Consider the following 18,851-nt stretch of genomic DNA (forward strand, 5'->3'; position numbering starts at 1 on the left):
ACCAATTGGTTGCATATCGCGTCACCGTGTGCTTGGCTGAAAGGCAACTAGGAGGTTGCATATGAGTACCGATCGAATCCAGAAGCAAGCACTGTTGCGAGCACCGCTGGACCGGGTGTGGCGGGCCATCACCGACGCCGAGGAGTTCGGGCGCTGGTTCGGCGTCCGCTTCGACGGGCCCTTCGTCGAGGGCAAGCCCGTCGGCGCGACGATCACCCCGACCACCGTCGATGAAGAGGTCGCCAAGCGCCAGCAGCCGCATGCCGGGACCCGCTCCACGTGGCAGATCGTTGCCATCGAACCGCAGCGGCGGTTCGCCTACCGCTGGCATCCGTTTGCCGTCGACCCGAACGTTGACTACGGCCAAGAACCGACCACGCTGGTCGAGTTCGCCCTGTCGGAGACGCCGGACGGTGTGCTGCTCACCATCACCGAATCCGGTTTCGACGCCATCCCCGAGACGCGCCGCTTCGCGTCGTACGACGCCAACTCCGAGGGCTGGGGGATCCAGGCCGACCTGGTTCGCAGATACGCCGAAGGCCTGCGGGTGTGACCGCACAGCTTTCGGTCGGCGCGCCGGTTTTCGATGCGCTCGGGGACCCCAATCGGCTGCGCATCATCGTTCGGCTCTGCGATCTCGGTCCGAGTTCGACATCGCAAGTCATCAGCGTCATTCCGGTTACCCGGCAGGCGGCCAGCAAGCATCTGCAGCTGCTCGAATCGGTCGGTTTGGTCGCCAGCAGCCGGCGGGGTCGCGAGCGCATCTGGACCGTGCAGACCGAGCCGCTGGCCCGGGCCAGTGACTACCTGAACCAGTTGTCACGGCGCTGGGATGCCGCGGCGGACCGGTTGCGGGCTTTCGTCGAAGAGGTGTGAATGGGCCGGTGCGCCAAGGCGTCGCAGACGCTGTCATCGCCCTTCGATAGCCTGCGAAGGTGAGCTCGCCAGAGGATGACCCCGTCCCATCCGAGGTACGGCGCCAGTGGCGTGAGCTGGCCGACGAGGTGCGCGAACACCAGTTCCGCTACTACGTGCGCGACGCGCCGATCATCTCCGACGCGGAATTCGACGACCTGCTGCGGCGGTTGGGCGCGCTGGAGGACGAGCATCCCGAACTGCGCACGCCCGATTCGCCCACCCAGCTCGTCGGCGGCGCGGGCTTCGCCACGGATTTCACGTCCGCCGAACATCTGGAGCGAATGCTGTCCCTGGACAACGTGTTCAGCACCGAAGAGTTCGACCTATGGGCCGCCCGGGTCCGCGCCGAGGTCGGCCAATCCGGCTCTCAAGACGTCCCATTCCTGTGCGAGCTCAAAATCGACGGTGTCGCATTGGCTTTGGTCTACCGCAATGGCCGGCTGGTGCGCGCGGCCACCCGGGGCGACGGGCGCACCGGCGAGGACGTCACGCTCAACGCGCGCACCATCGACGACGTGCCCGAGCGGCTGACGGGCGGCGACGGCTATCCGATACCCGACGTGCTCGAGGTGCGCGGCGAGGTGTTCTTCCGGCTCGACGATTTCGAAGCCCTCAACGCCGCACTGGTCGAGGACGGCAAGACGCCGTTCGCCAACCCGCGCAACAGCGCCGCGGGCTCGCTTCGCCAAAAGGACCCCGCGGTCACGGCCCGGCGCAAGCTCCGGATGATCTGCCACGGGGTCGGGCACACCGAAGGATTCCGGCCGGCCACCCTGCACGACGCGTACCTGGCGCTGGGGGCGTGGGGCCTGCCCGTCTCCGACCACACCACCCGGGTCGAGGACGCGGCCGGTGCGCTCGAGCGCATCGCCTACTGGGGCGAGCACCGTCACGACGTGGATCACGAAATCGACGGTGTCGTAGTCAAAGTCGACGACGTGGCGCTGCAGCGCAGGCTCGGTTCCACGTCGCGCGCCCCGCGGTGGGCGATCGCCTACAAGTATCCGCCCCAGGAGGTGCAGACCGAGCTGCTCGACATCCGGGTCAACGTCGGCCGCACCGGGCGGGTCACGCCGTTCGCGTTCATGACGCCGGTTACCGTCTCCGGATCCACGGTGGGTCTTGCCACGCTGCACAACGCCGCCGAGGTCAAGCGCAAGGGGGTGCTGATCGGCGACACCGTGGTGATCCGCAAGGCCGGCGACGTGATTCCCGAAGTGCTGGGTCCCGTCGTCGACCTGCGCGACGGCTCGGAACGCGAATTCGTCATGCCCACAACGTGTCCCGAGTGCGGCACCACCCTGGCTCCCGCCAAGGAGGGCGACGCCGACATCCGTTGTCCCAACTCGCGCTCCTGCCCGGCGCAGCTGCGGGAGCGGGTGTTTCACGTCGCCGGTCGCGGCGCCTTCGACATCGAGGCGCTGGGATACGAGGCCGCCATCGCGCTGCTGCAGGCCGGAGTGATCTCCGACGAGGGAGACCTGTTCTCGCTCACCGAGGACGACCTGCTGCGCACCGAGTTGTTCACCACCAAGAGCGGCGCGGTGTCGGCCAATGGCAAGCGGCTGCTGGCCAACCTCGACAAGGCCAAGACGCAACCGCTCTGGCGAGTGCTGGTCGCGTTGTCCATCCGGCATGTCGGCCCGACGGCCGCGCGCGCGCTGGCAACCGAATTCGGCGATCTGCAAGCCATCGAAGGGGCATCGACCGAACAGCTGGCCGCCGTCGAGGGCGTGGGACCGACGATCGCCGCCGCCGTCACCGAGTGGTTCACCGTCGACTGGCACCGCGCGATCGTCGACAAGTGGCGCGCCGCCGGAGTGCGGATGGCAGACGAGCGCGACGCCAGCGTGCCGCGCACGCTCGAAGGCCTGACGATCGTGGTTACCGGTTCCCTGCCGGGCTTTTCGCGTGACGACGCCAAGGAGGCCATCGTGTCGCGCGGCGGCAAGGCCGCGGGTTCGGTGTCGAAGAAAACCGACTACGTCGTTGCCGGCGACTCGCCGGGATCCAAATACGACAAGGCCGTCGAACTCGGCGTGCCGATCCTCGACGAGGACGGGTTTCGCCGGCTGCTGGAGGACGGACCGCCCGCGGGGGAGGAGGAAACCGCCGAAGCGGCGGAGTGATAGGTACGGTACTGGACCGTACAGCCATGGCGGGCCTATTGTGTGCGCTATGACCCAGGCTGCCGATCGGTATGGCGAGCCATCACCGTGGTCGCCCCGCGAAGCCGAGTTGCTTGCGGTGACGTTGCGGCTGCTTCAGGAGCACGGCTATGACCGGTTGACGGTGGACGAGGTGGCCAGCGCCGCCCGCGCCAGCAAGGCCACCGTGTATCGACGCTGGCCGTCGAAGGCCGAACTGGTGCTGGCCGCCTTCATCGAGGGCATCCGTCAGGTCGCGGTCGCGCCGGAGACCGGCACGTTGCGGGGCGACTTGCTACGGCTGGGTGAGGTCTGCTGTCAGGAGACACGCCAGCTCGCCAGCACGATCCGCGCGGTGATGGTCGAGGTGTCGCGCAACCCGGCACTCAACGAGGTGATGCAACGTCAATTCATCGATCAGCGCAAGGCCTTGATACGGCACGTGCTGCAACAGGCCGTCGATCGTGGCGAGATCGCCCAGGAGGCCATCAACGACGAACTCTGGGATCTACTGCCCGGCTACCTCATCTTCCGGTCCATCATGCCGGGCCGGCCGCCCACCCGTCGCACCGTGCAGGTTCTCGTCGACGACGTCCTTCTGCCCGGGCTCACCCGATTCGGACGATGAATGTGTACGCTCGCGTCTCTTGTGCAGTACGGTTCAGTACCGTACTGTCAGAGCTATCCATCGACCGCGAAGCGCCGGCAGCCGCCCTAGCATCGAGGTCGACCGTATCGCCCGATGATCGAAAGGCTAACGGGTGAAGGGGATTTCGATTGCTACCGTCGTCAGACGCGGCTGGATGGTCCTGGTCGCCGCGCTGGTGGTCGCCCTCGTGGGATTTGCGATCTACCGCCTGCACGGAATCTTCGGCTCGCACTACAGCACAACGGCCAATAGCGGCCTCGCCAATGAGATCGTCCCGTTCAATCCCAAGCAGGTGGTCCTCGAGGTCTTCGGCTCGCCGGGCGCGGTGGCCACCATCAACTACCTTGACGTCAACGCCCAGCCGCAGGAAGTCAAGAACGCGCCCCTGCCATGGTCGTACACGATCACCACGACCGAGCCCGCGGTTGTGGGCAACGTTGTGGCGCAGGGAAATGGCGACACCCTCGGGTGCCGCATCACCGTCAACGGTGAAGTCAAAGCCGAACGCACCGTCAACAAAGTCGACGCCTACACCTTCTGCCTGGATAAGTCTGGATAAGTCTGGATGAGCAACCATCAACAGTCGCGGCCTCGGGTGCCGCACACCATCCGCCGGCTTGCGCTGCCGATCCTGTTGTTCTGGGTGGCGCTGGCCGCCATCACCAACGTTGCGGTGCCGCAGCTGGAAGACGTTGGTAAAACACACAATGTGGCGCTGAACTCGCCCGACGCGCCATCGCTGAAGGCGATCAAGCGCATCGGCCAAGCGTTCCACGAGTTCGACACCGACAGCTCGGCGATGATCGTGCTCGAAGGCGACAAGCCGCTCGGCGCGGACGCCCACCAGTTCTATGACGCGATGATCCGCAAGCTCGAGCAGGACAAGAAGCACGTCGAGCACGTCCAGGACTTCTGGGGAGACACCCTGACCGCGGCCGGATCCCAGAGCACGGACGGCAAGGCCGCCTACGTCCAGCTGTTTCTCGCGGGCAATCAAGGCTCGGCATTGGCCAATGAGGGCGTGGGCGCCGTCCGCGACATCGTCGAGCACATGCAACCACCGCCGGGTGTCAAAGCCTATGTCACCGGCGCGGCGCCACTGATCTCCGATCAGTTCGACGTCGGCAGCAAGGGCACCGCAAAGGTCACCGCGATAACCATCGGGGTGATCGCGCTGATGTTGTTCTTCGTGTATCGCTCCATCCTCACGACGCTCCTCGTGCTCTTCACGGTGCTCATCGAGATGTCCGCCGCCCGTGGGCTCGTCGCGTTTCTCGGCAACGAAGGAATAATCGGGCTGTCGACGTACGCGACGAATCTGCTGACGTTGCTGGTCATCGCCGCCGGAACGGATTACGCGATATTCTTCGTCGGCCGATATCAAGAAGCGCGCGGGTCCGGCGAGGACAAGGAAACCGCGTACCACACGATGTATCACGGAACGGCCCACATCGTCTTGGGTTCGGGTCTGACCGTCGCCGGCGCTGTGGCTTGCCTCAGCTTTACCCGGCTGCCCTATTTCCAAAGTCTGGGAATCCCTGCCGCGCTGGGCATTCTCGTCGCGCTGGCCGCCTCGCTTACCCTCGGCCCGGCCGTGCTTACCCTGGGCGCGTTGGTGGGCATCTTCGAGCCGAAGCGCGCGATGCGAACCCGGGGATGGCGACGGATCGGCACGGCCATCGTCCGCTGGCCCGCTCCCGTCCTCACCGCGGCGTGCGCGTTGGCCCTGGTGGGTCTGCTTGCGTTGCCCGGATACAAGACGAGTTACGACACCCGTCCCTACATGCCCCAAAGCGCGCCGGCCAATGTCGGTTACACCGCGGCCGAGCGGCATTTTTCGCGCGCCCGGCTGGAGCCCGAATTGTTGATGGTCGAAACGGATCACGACATTCGTAACCCGGCCGACATGCTCATCCTGGACCGGGTGGCCAAGGCGGTGTTCCACGTGCCCGGCGTCGCGCAGGTCCAGACCATCACCCGCCCGCTGGGAACGCCGATCGACCACAGCTCGCTTGCCTTTGTGGTCAGCAATCAGAGCGCGGCCCAGCAGCAAAACCTGACGTATCAGCGAGAGCGGGCCGACGACCTACTCAAGCAGGCCGGCGAATTGTCGAAGACGATCAACATTTTGCGGCAGCAGTACGTGCTGCAGCAGCAGCTGGCCGCCGCCACCCACAGCGAAACCCAAAGCTTTCACGACACGGTCGACACGGTCAGGGACCTGCGCGACAAGATCGCGAATTTCGACGACTTCTTCAGGCCGATCCGCAGCTATTTCTACTGGGAGAAGCACTGTTTCGACATCCCCGCCTGCTGGGCGATCAGGTCAGTTCTGGACGCCCTGGACGGCATCGATCAGCTCACCGAAAAATTCGAAAACCTCACGGCCACTTTGGATAAGCTCGACGAGCTGCAGCCGAAACTGGTGGCACTCATACCGCCGCAGATCGACAGCCAGGAGACCAATCGCGCATTGACGTTGGCGAGCCATGCGACGCAGTCCGGTATCAACGCGCAGACGCAGTCGGCGATCGACAACGCGACGGCGCTGGGGCGCGCGTTCGATGCCGCAAAGAACGATGACAGCTTCTACCTGCCGCCCGAGGTTTTCGACAATCCCGATTTCAAGCGCGGGCTGAAACTGTTCGTCTCGCCCGACGGCAAGGCGGCCCGGATGATCGTCACCCATGACGGCGATCCCGCTACGCCGGAAGGCATCTCACACATCGACCCGATCACCAAGGCCGCGCACGAGGCCCTGAAGGGCACGCCCATGGCCGGTGCCAAGGTCTACGTCGGCGGCACCGCGGCCACGTACAAGGACATCCAGGACGGCGCCAAGTACGACCTGATGATCGTGGCGCTCGCCGCACTGAGCCTGATATTGCTGATCATGATGATCATCACGCGCAGTCTGGTCGCCGCGCTGGTCATCGTTGGTACGGTTGCGCTTTCGCTGGGCGCATCGTTCGGGCTCTCGGTGCTGGTCTGGCAGTACATCTTTGGGGTCCAGCTGTACTGGGTGGTGCTGGCGCTGGCGGTGATCCTGCTGCTGGCCGTGGGATCCGACTACAACCTGCTGTTGATTTCGCGGTTCAAGGAAGAGATCCATGCCGGGTTGAAGACCGGGATCATTCGGGCGATGGCCGGCTCCGGGTCGGTGGTCACCTCCGCCGGCATCGTCTTCGCCGTCACCATGTGTGCGTTCGTGTTCAGCGGTTTCCAGGTCCTCGGTCAGATCGGGACCACGATCGGCCTCGGCCTGTTGTTCGACACGCTGATCGTGCGTTCCTTCATGACACCGTCCGTCGCAACGCTTTTGGGTCGCTGGTTCTGGTGGCCGCAACGGGTGCGCCCGCGCCCGGCTAGCACGATGCTGCGGCCATACGGGCCGCGTTCGGCGGTGCGTCAATTGCTGCTGTGGGAGGACGGCGACCCGGCCGCGCCCAAATCCCCTGCGGTGGCTCGTTAATTCAGCGCAACATGGTGGCCACGATTCCGGCGAGGTAGCCCAGCCGGGCCACCTCCGAGGGCCGGAACTCGGGGCCCGGACGGCCCAGCACCACCGCGGTGTGCGGATCGCCCAACGGCGCGGCGACCATCGTGGTGTCCATCTCGCGCCATGCCTGCGGCACCCACTCGGCGTTGCCGTCGAGCGTCACGGCCCGCTCGATCGGCAGCCACGGCGCCGAATCCGCTTTGGTTTCCGGGGCACCGGGGCTGGCCGCGAGGCGATGCAGCTCGCCATCGGAACCCCGCACCACCGCGCACCAGCTCACCCGTAGCACCTTGGGCGCCCCGTCGACCAGAACCTGCAGCCGGGACGCGTTGTCTGCGGCCGCGGCGACTTGGTCGAGCAGCTCCAGCTCGCGGTGCGCTTCGAGCAGGCCGGTGTGCGGACGCACGCTGTCCACCCGGACCCCGGGCAGCGATTCGGCGGCGGTGATCAAGGTGTCGGGCATCGCCCCGAGCGGCAGCTCGATGACCAGGTCGTCGGTCGCATAGCCCGAGCTGCGCTCCACCACGTCGAGCGACAGAATGTCGGCGCCCACCGAACCCAGCGCGACCGCGAGCGAGCCCAGGCTGCCCGGGCGGTCCAGCAGCTCGATGCGCAACAGATACGACGGCACGCGCCCACTTTGGCACAGCGGGGCGCCGGCGGCATTTCGGCCGGCGGGCGCGACCGGCCCGAAAGCGGCACGTCCGCGCCTAGGTAGGCTTTTCGCTCGTGTCCCAGATCTCCCGCGACGAGGTTGCGCACCTTGCCAGGCTGGCCCGGCTGGCATTGAGCGACGCCGAGCTGGACAGTTTCGCCGGTCAGCTCGACGCCATCCTGACCCACGTCAGCCAGATCCAGGCGGTCGACGTCGCCGGCGTCGAAGCGACCGACAACCCGCTCAAGGACGTCAACGTCACGCGCCCGGACGAGACGGCGCCGTGCCTCACCCAGGAGCAGGCGCTGGCCGAGGCGCCCGAAGCCGTCGACGGCCGCTTCGCCGTCCCGCAGATCCTGGGAGAGGCCCAGTGACCGAGCTCATCCGGTCCGACGCCGCGACGCTGGCCGCCAAGATCGCCGCCAAGGAGGTCTCGTCGGTCGAGCTCACCCAGGCCTGCCTGGACCAGATCGCGGCAACCGACGAGCAGTACGGCGCGTTTTTGCACGTCGCCGCGGACGCGGCGCTGTCGGCCGCGGCGGCCGTCGACAAGGCGCTGGCCGCGGGCGAAGAACCGCCGTCGGCGCTGGCCGGGGTTCCGCTGGCGCTCAAGGACGTGTTCACGACCACCGACATGCCGACGACCTGCGGCTCCAAGATCCTCGAGGGCTGGCGCTCGCCGTACGACGCCACGGTCACCGAGCGGCTGCGGGCCGCCGGCATCCCGATCCTGGGCAAGACCAACATGGACGAGTTCGCGATGGGCTCCTCGACCGAGAACTCCGCCTACGGCCCGACGCGCAACCCGTGGAACATCGAGCGGGTGCCCGGCGGCTCCGGCGGGGGCAGCGCGGCGGCGCTGGCGGCGTTCCAGGCGCCGCTGGCCATCGGATCCGACACCGGCGGCTCGATCCGTCAGCCGGCCGCGCTGACCGCGACCGTCGGTGTCAAACCCACCTACGGCACAGTGTCCCGCTACGGGCTGGTGGCCTGCGCGTCGTCGCTCGACCAGGGCGGCCCGTGCGCGCGCACGGTGCTCGACACCGCGCTGCTGCACCACGTGATCGCCGGGCACGATGTCCGCGATTCGACGTCCGTCGACGCCGAGGTGCCCGACGTGGTGGGCGCCGCGAGAGCCGGTGCCGGCGGTGACCTGAAAGGCGTGCGGATCGGGGTGGTGCGCCAGCTGCACAGCGGCGAGGGCTACCAGCCGGGGGTGCTGTCCTCGTTCGAGGCCGCGGTCGAGCAGCTGCGGACCCTGGGCGCCGAGGTGAGCGAAGTCGACTGTCCCCATTTCGATTACGCGCTGCCCGCCTACTACCTGATCCTGCCGTCGGAGGTGTCGAGCAACCTGGCGCGCTTCGACGCGATGCGGTACGGCCTGCGCGTCGGTGACGACGGCACGCACAGCGCCGAGGAGGTGATGGCGCTGACCCGGGCCGCCGGCTTCGGCCCGGAGGTCAAGCGGCGCATCATGATCGGCACCTACGCGCTCTCGGCGGGCTATTACGACGCCTACTACAACCAGGCGCAGAAGGTCCGCACGTTGATCGCGCGCGACCTCGACGAGGCCTACCGATCCGTCGACGTTCTGGTGTCGCCGGCGACCCCGACCACCGCGTTCGGCCTGGGGGAGAAGGTCGACGATCCGCTGGCGATGTACCTGTTCGACCTGTGCACGCTGCCGCTGAACCTGGCCGGCCATTGCGGCATGTCGGTGCCGTCGGGGCTGTCCCCGGATGACGGCCTGCCGGTCGGCCTGCAGATCATGGCGCCGGCATTGGCCGACAATCGGCTCTACCGAGTGGGCGCGGCCTACGAGGTCGCCCGCGGACCCCTGCCGTCGGCCATCTGAGATCCCGCCCTCATGCCCGGCAGGGCAAGATAAGGGCATGCGGATCGGAATTCTCACCGGGGGCGGCGACTGCCCGGGGCTCAACGCCGTCATCCGGGCGGTGGTGCGCACCTGCGACTCCCGATACGGCTCGTCGGTGGTCGGATTCCAAGACGGTTGGCGCGGGTTGCTGGAGAACCGGCGCATGCAGTTGGCCAACGACGACCGCAACGACCGGCTGCTGGCCAAGGGCGGAACGATGCTGGGCACCGCTCGCGTTCACCCCGACAAACTGCGGGCCGGACTGAACCAGATCAAACAGACGCTGGACGACAACGGCATCGACGTACTCATCCCGATCGGTGGCGAGGGCACCCTGACGGCCGCGCACTGGCTGTCCGAGGAGAACGTGCCCGTCGTCGGGGTGCCGAAAACCATCGACAACGACATCGATTGCACCGACGTGACTTTCGGCCACGACACCGCGCTAACGGTGGCCACCGACGCCATCGACCGGTTACACAGCACCGCCGAATCACACCAGCGCGTGATGCTGGTGGAGGTGATGGGCAGGCATGCCGGATGGATCGCGCTGAACGCCGGGCTGGCCTCCGGCGCGCACATGACGCTCATCCCAGAACAGCCCTTCGATGTCGAGGAGGTGTGCCGACTCGTCAAAAGGCGCTTCCAGCGCGGGGATTCGCACTTCATCTGCGTGGTTGCCGAGGGAGCCAAGCCCATCCCCGGCTCGATTGCGTTGCGCGAAGGCGGAATTGACGAGTTCGGCCATGAGCGCTTCACGGGCGTGGCCGCCCAGCTGGGCGCCGAGGTCGAAAAGCGGATCAACAAGGAGGTGCGCGTGACCGTGCTGGGCCACGTCCAGCGGGGCGGCACCCCGACGGCCTACGACCGCGTGCTGGCGACCCGGTTCGGAGTGAACGCCGCTGACGCCGCACATGCCGGCGAGTATGGCCAGATGGTGTCGCTGCGCGGCCAGGACATCGGCCGGGTGCCGCTCGCGGATGCCGTCCGCCAGCTCAAGCTGGTGCCCGAGAGCCGCTACGACGACGCTGCCGCCTTCTTCGGCTAAGTGGCGAACCGCTCGCCCGGATCCGCTGTCGAGATCGTTCGCTCCCGGTAAGCAGCACATTTTCGTGGTTTAGCCGGATGTCCTCAGCGGCTATACCGGGGTATGAGCAACCGCGGTTCGGTTCGCGGAGTCGTTCAGCCACCCGCCGCACCGGGCGGGCCGGCAGGCCCCCGGCGCCGACCGCCACCTGCGCCTTCGCCGCGCCCCGGTCCCGATCCCGCAGCGGACACCGAGCCGGAGCCCTACCGCCAGGCCCCGTCCCCACGCCGCCGTCCGGCCAGAGCTGCCCAGCCCGCGAGGCCGCCCAGGCCGGCCCCGGCACGGCCGGTGACGCCGCCGTGGTTTCACCCCGAGCTGCTGCGGGGCGGCACGGCACTCGACATCCTCAGCGAGCAGGACCCCGCGGAGTCGGCCGGCTTCAACTGGCGGGATGCGATCCGTCGCGTCACCGGGATCGATCTGGGTCCGGGCAAGGACGCGACCCACGAACAGCAGCTGCGGGACCGCATCCGCACGATCCTGGGCGGTGTCTTTCCCATCGCGGTCCTCAACTTCAAAGGCGGTGTCGGCAAGACCGCGGTGGTCGAGGCGCTCGGCTCGACGTTCGCCAGCGTGCGCGGCGACCGGGTGCTCGCCGTCGATCTCGACGACGGCGACCTGGCGGGGCGGCATGGTCGCAGCAACCCGCTGACCATGGCCGACCTGCTGTTGGACGACACGGCGACCCAATACCGGGACATCCGGGCGCATACCTACATGAACAGCTTCGGGCTCGAAGTCCTCGGGCTACCTGACTATGGGTGCGCCGACTGGCGACTGGAGCGCCGCGACGTCGTCAAAGCGTTCTCGATTCTGCGAAACCACTATTCGGTGCTGCTGATCGATTGCGTCAAGGCGGTCAACTCGGCCGTGATGGACGCCGTGCTGCCGGAGTCGCGGGCGCTCGTGGTGGTCACCAGCACCTCCATCGATGCGGTACGGAAGAGCAGGACGACGCTGGAGTGGTTGTGCAACAACGGATATCAGCGACTGATGAAGTCGACCGCGCTCGCCGTCAACCACGTCGAGAGGGCCAAGCCGGACGCCGTCGCGCTCAAGGAACTCGAGGACCTCTCCGCTCGCGTCGCCATCACCGTGCAGTTGCCATTCGATCGGCACGTGCATGAGGGCAAAGAGATCGGGCTGGACCGGCTGAGCAAGCAAAGCCGGCGCAGTTACCTGGAGCTGGCGGCCGCGCTGGCCGACATGGTCCCCGGCCGGCGCGCCGAGTAGGACGCCCTAGTATCGACCGCATGACTGTTGCCGCGGGGGCGCCCCACGCTTCGGGCGCTGAGCTGCTGGATTACGACGACGTCGTCGCGCGCTTCGATCCGGTGCTCGGTCTCGAGGTGCACGTCGAGCTGTCTACCGTGACCAAGATGTTCTGTGGCTGCGCGACCACGTTCGGCGCCGAGCCCAACACCCAGGTGTGCCCGGTGTGCCTGGGGCTGCCCGGCTCGCTACCGGTGCTCAACCGGACCGCGGTGGAATCGGCGATCCGCATCGGGCTCGCGCTCAACTGCGAGATCGTGCCGTGGTGCCGCTTCGCGCGAAAAAACTACTTCTATCCGGACATGCCGAAGAACTACCAGATTTCGCAGTACGACGAGCCGATCGCCATCAACGGCTACCTCGACGTACCGCTGGAAGACGGCACCTCATGGCGGGTGGACATCGAGCGCGCGCACATGGAGGAGGACACCGGCAAGCTCACCCACATCGGCAGTGAGACGGGCCGCATCCACGGTGCGACGACCTCGCTGATCGACTACAACCGCGCCGGGGTGCCGCTGATCGAGATCGTCACCAAGCCCATCGTCGGGGCCGGGGAACGGGCACCGCAGATCGCCCGGTCCTATGTGACGGCGTTGCGAGATCTGTTGCGCGCGTTGGAGGTTTCCGATGTCCGGATGGACCAGGGCTCGATGCGCTGTGACGCCAACGTATCGCTGAAGCCGACGGGGACCGCCGAGTTCGGCACCCGGACCGAGACCAAGAACGTGAACTCGCTGAAAAGCGTCGAGGTCGCCGTGCGCTACGAGATGCAGCGCCAGGGTGCAGTCCTGGCGTCGGGTGGCCGAATCATCCAGGAAACCAGGCACTTTCACGAGGCGGGGTACACGAGCCCGGGCCGCGCGAAAGAGACGGCCCAGGACTATCGCTATTTCCCCGAGCCCGACCTGGAGCCCGTCGCACCTAGCCGTGAACTTGTCGAGCGGTTGCGCGAGACCATTCCGGAACTGCCATGGTTGGGCCGCAAGCGGATTCAGCAGGAGTGGGGTATCTCCGACGAGGTGATGCGCGATCTGGTCAACGCCGGCGCGGTCGAACTGGTCGCCGCGACGGTCAAGCACGGCGCGTCCAGCAAGGAAGCCACCGCCTGGTGGGGAAACTTCCTAATGCAGAAGGCCAATGAGGCTGATATCGCGTTGGACGAACTGGCCATCACCCCGGCCCAAGTCGCCGCGGTGATCGCTCTGGTCGACGAGGGAAAGCTGTCCAACAAGCTGGCCCGCGAGGTCGTCGAGGGCGTGCTGGCCGGGGAGGGCGAGCCCGACCAGGTGATGGCCGCCCGCGGTCTGGAGCTGGTGCGTGACGACTCGGTGACACAGGCCGCCGTCGACGAGGCCCTTGCCGCCAATCCCGATGTGGCGGAGAAGATTCGCGGCGGCAAGGTCGCCGCGGCCGGGGCGATCGTCGGCGCGGTGATGAAGGCAACCCGCGGACAGGCCGACGCGGCGCGGGTGCGCGAGCTGGTCCTGGCAGCCTGCGGGCAGGGCTAGGGACGGGGCCGAGCGGCTCTGGCTAGGTCTTGTCGTCGTTGTTGCGCGGGAACCCGCCGCCTTGCGGGAACAACGGGAACACCACGTCGTCGAGCTTCTCGGCGTCGCCGGCGGTCTTGTTGACGGTGGCGCCCCAGACGTTTCCATCCGGCGACATCCGTAGGGCGAACGCGTGGGCGTGGGTGTCCTTGCGCACCACGTCGGGTTCACCGGTCACCGCGCCGGTGTTCGGCGCGAGTCGCACCGCCACCGTCAGCTTGGTATTGATCAGGTTGACCAGCACGGTCCCGTCCATGGCCGCGCATCCGGCCACGCCGGGCTTGTCCGGCCAGGTCCACACCGTGGAGACCTCGGAGGTCTTGGTGATGCGCTGCAACCGGTCCGCGGTGGGGGTGCGGTCGGCGACGTACAGCGAGCCGTCGACGGGGTCGATGCACAGGCCGCCGCCCGAACCGACGCCCGACAGCGCCGTCGTCGGCGGCGCCTGACCGATCGTGGTGGGCTGCTCGATGCGCAGGACCTTGCCGGCCAACGATTTGGGATCGGCGGCCGCGGCCGGGTTGCCCGCATCGCCGGTCAGCACCACGAGGGTGGTGGGACTGGTGAAGATCAGCGCTCCGGTGTTCCCGGTGGCGCCCTTGGGAATCCCGGTCAGGATGTCCTTCGGGATGTCCCCGTCGGCGATGCGGATCACCCGGTTGTCACTGGGCGTGCTGATGTAGGCGTACATCAGACGGTCCTGCTGATAGGTCGGCGACAGCACGATGTCCATCAGCCCGCCGTCGCCGGACGGGTCGACGGGGATGACCATCTTGACCTTCGGCTCGGCGCTGACCGAGATGTCCTTGACCGCTCCGGTGGTGCGCTCGGCGACCAACGCGGTTTTGCTGTCGGGCCCCATGATGAGGCCGCTGGTGCTCTCCAGGCAGCCCTGCATCACCCCGGGCGCGGGACACGCCTTGGGGAACGGCGTGGGCGGCAGCGGCGGCGGCGGGGGAGGCGTCGAGCTGGGCTGGGGCTTGAGTTCCGGGTTGGTGGTGAACGGCTGGGACTGGGCGTCGTTGAATCGCGCGCAGCCGCTCGATACGAGCATCACCGCGGACAGCGCAGCGAGCGCGCACCGAACCGACCGCCCTGATCGCCCGAGTCGCATGACCGACAGGCTACGGACAGGGCGGGCAAGGGCGCCACAGACCTGCCGTCGCGGCGTGGACAGCACCGCCGATTCGACCCCGCCGGGTGGCCGGTTTCGGCGGGAGTTCACCGTTTCGAAACGATGCCGAGACCATTTGGGGACAATCCGGGCCGATTTGGCGGGGTAAGTGCCGATTGCCTGGCGAAAGGGCCGCTCAAATCCCTGATTTCCGGCCAAATGCCCTTACCCTGACACCCGTGACCAGTCAACCTAATGACGGACTTTGGCAGCGGCCCGGTGAGGCCGAAGAGCCAATCCCGGCACGCCCCGCCACGGCGCGGGTGGTCGACCCGGAAGACGACCTGACGCCGGTCGGGTATCCGGGTGATTTCGGAACCACCACCGTCATCCCGTACCAGGATCCCGGTCCGGCCGGCTCCGGGTACCACCTGCTCGACCAGCAGGAGCCCTTGCCGTACGTCCAGCCGCAGTCGGGGTCCGGCGCCTCGGCGGAGCCCGCGGAGATCGATGCGGCAGATGACGACGAGCGCCATCCCGAGGTCGGCAGGCGTGGCACCCAGCATCTCGGTTTGCTGGTTCTGCGGGTCGGGCTCGGCGTGGTGCTCGGCGCCCACGCGATGCAGAAGCTGTTCGGGTGGTGGGGCGGTCAGGGAGTGGCCGGGTTCAAGAACTCACTGTCCGACGCCGGCTATCAGCACGCAGACATCCTGGCCTACGTCAGCGCCGGGGGCGAGCTCGTCGCGGCCGCGCTGCTGGTACTAGGGCTGTTCACCCCGCTCGCCGCGGCCGGCGCGCTGGCGTTCCTGATCAACGGCCTGCTGGTCACCATGTCGGCGAAGCCGCATTCGCACAGTTTCCCGTTCTTCCTGCCGGACGGGCACGAATACCAGATCACGCTGATCGTCCTCGCGGTGGCGGTGATCCTGGCCGGACCGGGCCGCTACGGCCTCGACGCCCGCCGGGGCTGGGCACATCGGCCGTTCATCGGATCCTTCGCCGCCCTGCTCGCCGGCGTCGCCGCCGGCATCGGCGTGTGGGCGCTGCTCAACGGGGTCAATCCGCTCGCCTGAGACGGGTTACTGATACGGGTTGGGAACCCGTCCCGAGCTGGCTTCGGTCAGCTGCGGCAGCGTCGCGAAGGTGACCGCCGGCAACCGCAGTTCTGCACCGTTATTGAGGCGCGCCCGCGCCCAGGAACCCCGGTGAAAGCGCAGCCCGTCGATGTCCTCCCAGGGCACCGTCCGGCTGTCGAGCAGGCTCCGCGCCGTGACGCCCCGGCCGTCGGCGACCGTGCGTAGCCGGATAACCATCGCCGAAAGCAGCACGGGGATGACGAGCAGCGGCGCCGAGGGCGGCCAGGCCAGCACCGGAATCAGCAATCCGAGGGTCAAGAATCCGACGGCGATGTGCGCCATCGGCGAAATTTTGATCACCACGGGCGGGCCGGCGGGTGTGGGGGCGGACGAACCGGTAGGCACCCGAGCATCATTCCACCCCGCCGTAGCGGTCGCGGATTTGACGGCTGAGCTGTGCGAAGGCTACCGTCGGGGGCTATGGAACCCGCCGGAAAGCCCGGAATGCTCGTAGTAATTAGTCGGCGCGTTGGTGGCTGACTAACACTTCAGCGTTTGAAGCGATCCTCCCACCAACGCCCTCGTGCAGCAGCTGAGCTGACGGGGGTTTTTTCTTGCCCACAGACAACAAGGACGAAGAGGACGAGAGTGAGCGCACCCACGAGGCCACACGCCGGGTCGCAGGGAGCGGCCAACGGCGCGCCGAAACCCGCCGCGAAAGCCGCCCAGTCGAAGCGCGTCGCGCCGGAGCAACTGACCGGTGCCCAGTCGGTGATCCGGTCGCTGGAGGAGCTCGACGTCGACGTCATATTCGGCATCCCCGGTGGCGCCGTGCTGCCCGTCTATGACCCGCTGTTCGACTCGAAGAAGCTGCGTCACGTGCTGGTCCGCCACGAGCAGGGCGCCGGTCACGCCGCCAGTGGTTACGCACACGCCACCGGCCGGGTCGGGGTCTGCATGGCCACCTCGGGGCCCGGCGCCACCAACCTGGTGACCGCGCTGGCCGATGCGCAGATGGACTCGATCCCCGTGGTCGCCGTCACCGGGCAGGTCGGTCGCGGGCTGATCGGCACCGACGCCTTCCAGGAGGCCGACATCTCGGGCATCACGATGCCGATCACCAAGCACAACTTCCTCGTTCGCTCGGGCGACGACATTCCCCGGGTCCTGGCGGAGGCGTTCCACATCGCGTCCTCGGGACGCCCGGGCGCCGTCCTCGTCGACATCCCCAAGGACGTGCTGCAGGGGCAGTGCACGTTCAGCTGGCCGCCGCGCATGGATCTGCCCGGTTACAAGCCGAACACCAAACCGCACAGCCGGCAGATCCGGGAGGCGGCCAAGCTGATCGGCGCCGCGACCAAACCGGTGCTCTATGTCGGCGGTGGTGTGATCCGCGGTGAGGCGACCGAGCAGCTGCGAGATTTGGCCGAGCTGACCGGTATTCCGGTCGTCACCACGCTGATGGCGCGCGGCGCATTCCCCGACAGCCACGAGCAGAACCTGGGCATGCCCGGCATGCACGGCACCGTCGCCGCGGTGGCCGCGCTGCAACGCAGCGACCTGCTGATCGCACTGGGCACCCGCTTCGACGACCGGGTCACCGGACAGCTCGCCTCGTTCGCGCCCGAGGCCAAGGTGATCCACGCCGACATCGACCCGGCGGAGATCGGCAAGAACCGGCACGCCGATGTGCCCATCGTCGGCGACGTCAAAGCCGTTATCACCGAACTCATCTCGATGCTGCGGCACTACGAGATTCCGGGCAAGATCGACATGGCCGATTGGTGGCGATACCTGCAGGAGGTCCAGTCCACCTACCCGCTGAGCTACGGCCCGCAGAGCGACGGCAGCCTCGGCCCGGAGTATGTGATCGAGAAGCTGGGCCAGATCGCCGGCCCCGACGCCGTCTACGTCGCCGGTGTCGGTCAGCACCAGATGTGGGCCGCGCAGTTCATTCGCTACGAAAAGCCGCGCACCTGGCTCAATTCCGGCGGGCTGGGCACCATGGGCTTCGCGATCCCGGCGGCCATGGGCGCCAAGATCGCGCGTCCTGAGGCGGAGGTCTGGGCGATCGACGGCGACGGATGCTTCCAGATGACCAACCAGGAGTTGGCCACCTGCGCGATCGAAGGCATACCGATCAAGGTGGCGCTGATCAACAACGGCAACCTTGGCATGGTGCGCCAGTGGCAGAGCCTGTTCTACGGGGAGCGCTATTCCCAGACCGACCTGGCCACGCACTCGCACCGCATCCCGGACTTCGTGAAGCTGGCCGAGGCGCTGGGTTGCGTCGGAATGCGTTGCGAGCGTGAAGAAGACGTCGTCGACGTGATCAACGCGGCACGCGCGATCACCGACCGCCCAGTGGTGATCGACTTCATCGTGGGCGCCGACGCGCAGGTGTGGCCGATGGTGGCCGCCGGGACCAGCAACGACGAGATTCAGGCGGCCCGCGGCATCCGCCCGCTGTTCGATGACGAGAGCGAAGGGCACGCATGATGGGATCGCCTAAGACGCATACGTTGTCGGTGCTGGTCGAAGACAAGCCCGGGGCGCTCGCGAGGGTGGCGGCGCTGTTCTCGCGGCGCGGTTTCAACATCGAGTCGTTGGCGGTCGGCGCCACCGAGCAGAAGGACATGTCGCGGATGACCATCGTGGTCTCGTGCGAGGACACTCCGCTCGAGCAGGTCACCAAGCAGCTCAACAAGTTGATCAACGTCATCAAGATCATCGAGCAGGACGAGGAGAACTCGGTGTCGCGGGAGCTGGCCCTGATCAAGGTCCGCGCCGACGCCGGTTCCCGCAGCCAGGTGATCGAGGCCGTAAATCTCTTCCGCGCCAAGGTGGTTGACGTATCGCCGGAGGCGCTGACCATCGAGGCCACCGGGGACCGCGGCAAGCTCGAGGCGCTGCTGGGGGTCCTGGAACCATTCGGCATTCGTGAAATCGTGCAATCCGGCATGGTCTCGATGGCCCGCGGTTCACGCGGCATCGGCACCGCCAAGTAA

The 18,851-nt window shown here is 67.3% G+C and carries 17 protein-coding genes; 14 read left to right on the forward strand and 3 right to left on the reverse strand.

Annotated features, from left to right (window positions below):
* Positions 1-61: 61 nt before the first annotated feature.
* The 6 genes from A5736_RS11130 (at position 62) to A5736_RS11155 (ending at position 7,186) form a co-directional block, all read left to right on the forward strand.
* Positions 62-553 carry an SRPBCC family protein gene (locus A5736_RS11130; protein WP_076246185.1) on the forward strand — a complete coding sequence of 164 codons (492 nt, stop codon included), beginning with the start codon at positions 62-64 and terminating at the stop codon, positions 551-553.
* Entirely contained in the window at positions 550-876 is a 327-nt protein-coding gene (locus tag A5736_RS11135) for a helix-turn-helix transcriptional regulator (protein ID WP_076246187.1), read from the forward strand. The genes A5736_RS11130 and A5736_RS11135 overlap by 4 nt, the downstream gene beginning before the upstream one ends.
* Positions 877-935: 59 nt before the next feature.
* A complete protein-coding gene (gene ligA / locus A5736_RS11140; protein WP_076246189.1) occupies positions 936-3,047 on the forward strand; it encodes an NAD-dependent DNA ligase LigA in 2,112 nt (703 codons plus the stop codon).
* A 37-nt stretch (positions 3,048-3,084) separates the two neighbouring features.
* Positions 3,085-3,693 (forward strand): TetR/AcrR family transcriptional regulator, encoded by a 609-nt coding sequence (locus A5736_RS11145; protein ID WP_139333262.1) that lies wholly within the window; start codon positions 3,085-3,087, stop codon positions 3,691-3,693.
* 133 nt (positions 3,694-3,826) lie between these two features.
* On the forward strand, positions 3,827-4,273 hold the full coding sequence (locus A5736_RS11150; protein ID WP_198938205.1) for an MmpS family transport accessory protein: 447 nt from the start codon (positions 3,827-3,829) through the stop codon (positions 4,271-4,273).
* Positions 4,274-4,279: 6 nt separating this feature from the next.
* A complete protein-coding gene (locus A5736_RS11155) occupies positions 4,280-7,186 on the forward strand; it encodes an RND family transporter (protein WP_076246193.1) in 2,907 nt (968 codons plus the stop codon).
* 1 nt (position 7,187) lies between these two features.
* Here A5736_RS11155 and A5736_RS11160 read toward each other — a convergent pair whose 3' ends face one another.
* Positions 7,188-7,844 carry an amino acid-binding protein gene (locus A5736_RS11160; protein WP_076125941.1) on the reverse strand — a complete coding sequence of 219 codons (657 nt, stop codon included), beginning with the start codon at positions 7,842-7,844 and terminating at the stop codon, positions 7,188-7,190.
* Between the two features lie 98 nt (positions 7,845-7,942).
* On the opposite strand from A5736_RS11160, the gene gatC reads away from it, so the two are divergent.
* From gatC to gatB, 5 genes are all read left to right on the forward strand, one after another.
* On the forward strand, positions 7,943-8,242 hold the full coding sequence (gatC, locus tag A5736_RS11165; RefSeq protein ID WP_076063264.1) for an Asp-tRNA(Asn)/Glu-tRNA(Gln) amidotransferase subunit GatC: 300 nt from the start codon (positions 7,943-7,945) through the stop codon (positions 8,240-8,242).
* A complete protein-coding gene (gene gatA / locus A5736_RS11170; RefSeq protein WP_076246195.1) occupies positions 8,239-9,723 on the forward strand; it encodes an Asp-tRNA(Asn)/Glu-tRNA(Gln) amidotransferase subunit GatA in 1,485 nt (494 codons plus the stop codon). The genes gatC and gatA overlap by 4 nt, the downstream gene beginning before the upstream one ends.
* A 37-nt stretch (positions 9,724-9,760) precedes the next feature.
* Positions 9,761-10,792 carry an ATP-dependent 6-phosphofructokinase gene (locus tag A5736_RS11175; protein WP_076063260.1) on the forward strand — a complete coding sequence of 344 codons (1,032 nt, stop codon included), beginning with the start codon at positions 9,761-9,763 and terminating at the stop codon, positions 10,790-10,792.
* Positions 10,793-11,119: 327 nt separating this feature from the next.
* Positions 11,120-12,064 (forward strand): MinD/ParA family protein, encoded by a 945-nt coding sequence (locus tag A5736_RS11180; RefSeq protein ID WP_254848345.1) that lies wholly within the window; start codon positions 11,120-11,122, stop codon positions 12,062-12,064.
* 20 nt (positions 12,065-12,084) lie between these two features.
* Entirely contained in the window at positions 12,085-13,614 is a 1,530-nt protein-coding gene (gene gatB, locus A5736_RS11185) for an Asp-tRNA(Asn)/Glu-tRNA(Gln) amidotransferase subunit GatB (RefSeq protein ID WP_076246196.1), read from the forward strand.
* Positions 13,615-13,636: 22 nt separating this feature from the next.
* Here the strand turns inward: gatB and A5736_RS11190 are convergent, their stop codons facing one another.
* On the reverse strand, positions 13,637-14,767 hold the full coding sequence (locus tag A5736_RS11190) for a sorbosone dehydrogenase family protein (protein WP_076126015.1): 1,131 nt from the start codon (positions 14,765-14,767) through the stop codon (positions 13,637-13,639).
* Positions 14,768-15,006: 239 nt separating this feature from the next.
* Here A5736_RS11190 and A5736_RS11195 point away from each other — a divergent pair, with 239 nt between their 5' ends.
* Positions 15,007-15,840 carry a DoxX family protein gene (locus A5736_RS11195; protein WP_076125932.1) on the forward strand — a complete coding sequence of 278 codons (834 nt, stop codon included), beginning with the start codon at positions 15,007-15,009 and terminating at the stop codon, positions 15,838-15,840.
* A gap of 6 nt (positions 15,841-15,846) precedes the next feature.
* Here A5736_RS11195 and A5736_RS11200 read toward each other — a convergent pair whose 3' ends face one another.
* Positions 15,847-16,185, reverse strand: coding sequence for a PH domain-containing protein (locus A5736_RS11200; protein ID WP_076246254.1), 339 nt, complete (start codon positions 16,183-16,185; stop codon positions 15,847-15,849).
* Positions 16,186-16,491: 306 nt separating this feature from the next.
* Here A5736_RS11200 and A5736_RS11205 point away from each other — a divergent pair, with 306 nt between their 5' ends.
* Positions 16,492-18,342 (forward strand): acetolactate synthase large subunit, encoded by a 1,851-nt coding sequence (locus A5736_RS11205; RefSeq protein ID WP_076125929.1) that lies wholly within the window; start codon positions 16,492-16,494, stop codon positions 18,340-18,342.
* Positions 18,342-18,851, forward strand: coding sequence for an acetolactate synthase small subunit (ilvN, locus tag A5736_RS11210; RefSeq protein ID WP_076125926.1), 510 nt, complete (start codon positions 18,342-18,344; stop codon positions 18,849-18,851). The genes A5736_RS11205 and ilvN overlap by 1 nt, the downstream gene beginning before the upstream one ends.

Source organism: Mycobacterium sp. SP-6446 (assembly GCF_001954045.1).
Taxonomy (GTDB): domain Bacteria; phylum Actinomycetota; class Actinomycetes; order Mycobacteriales; family Mycobacteriaceae; genus Mycobacterium.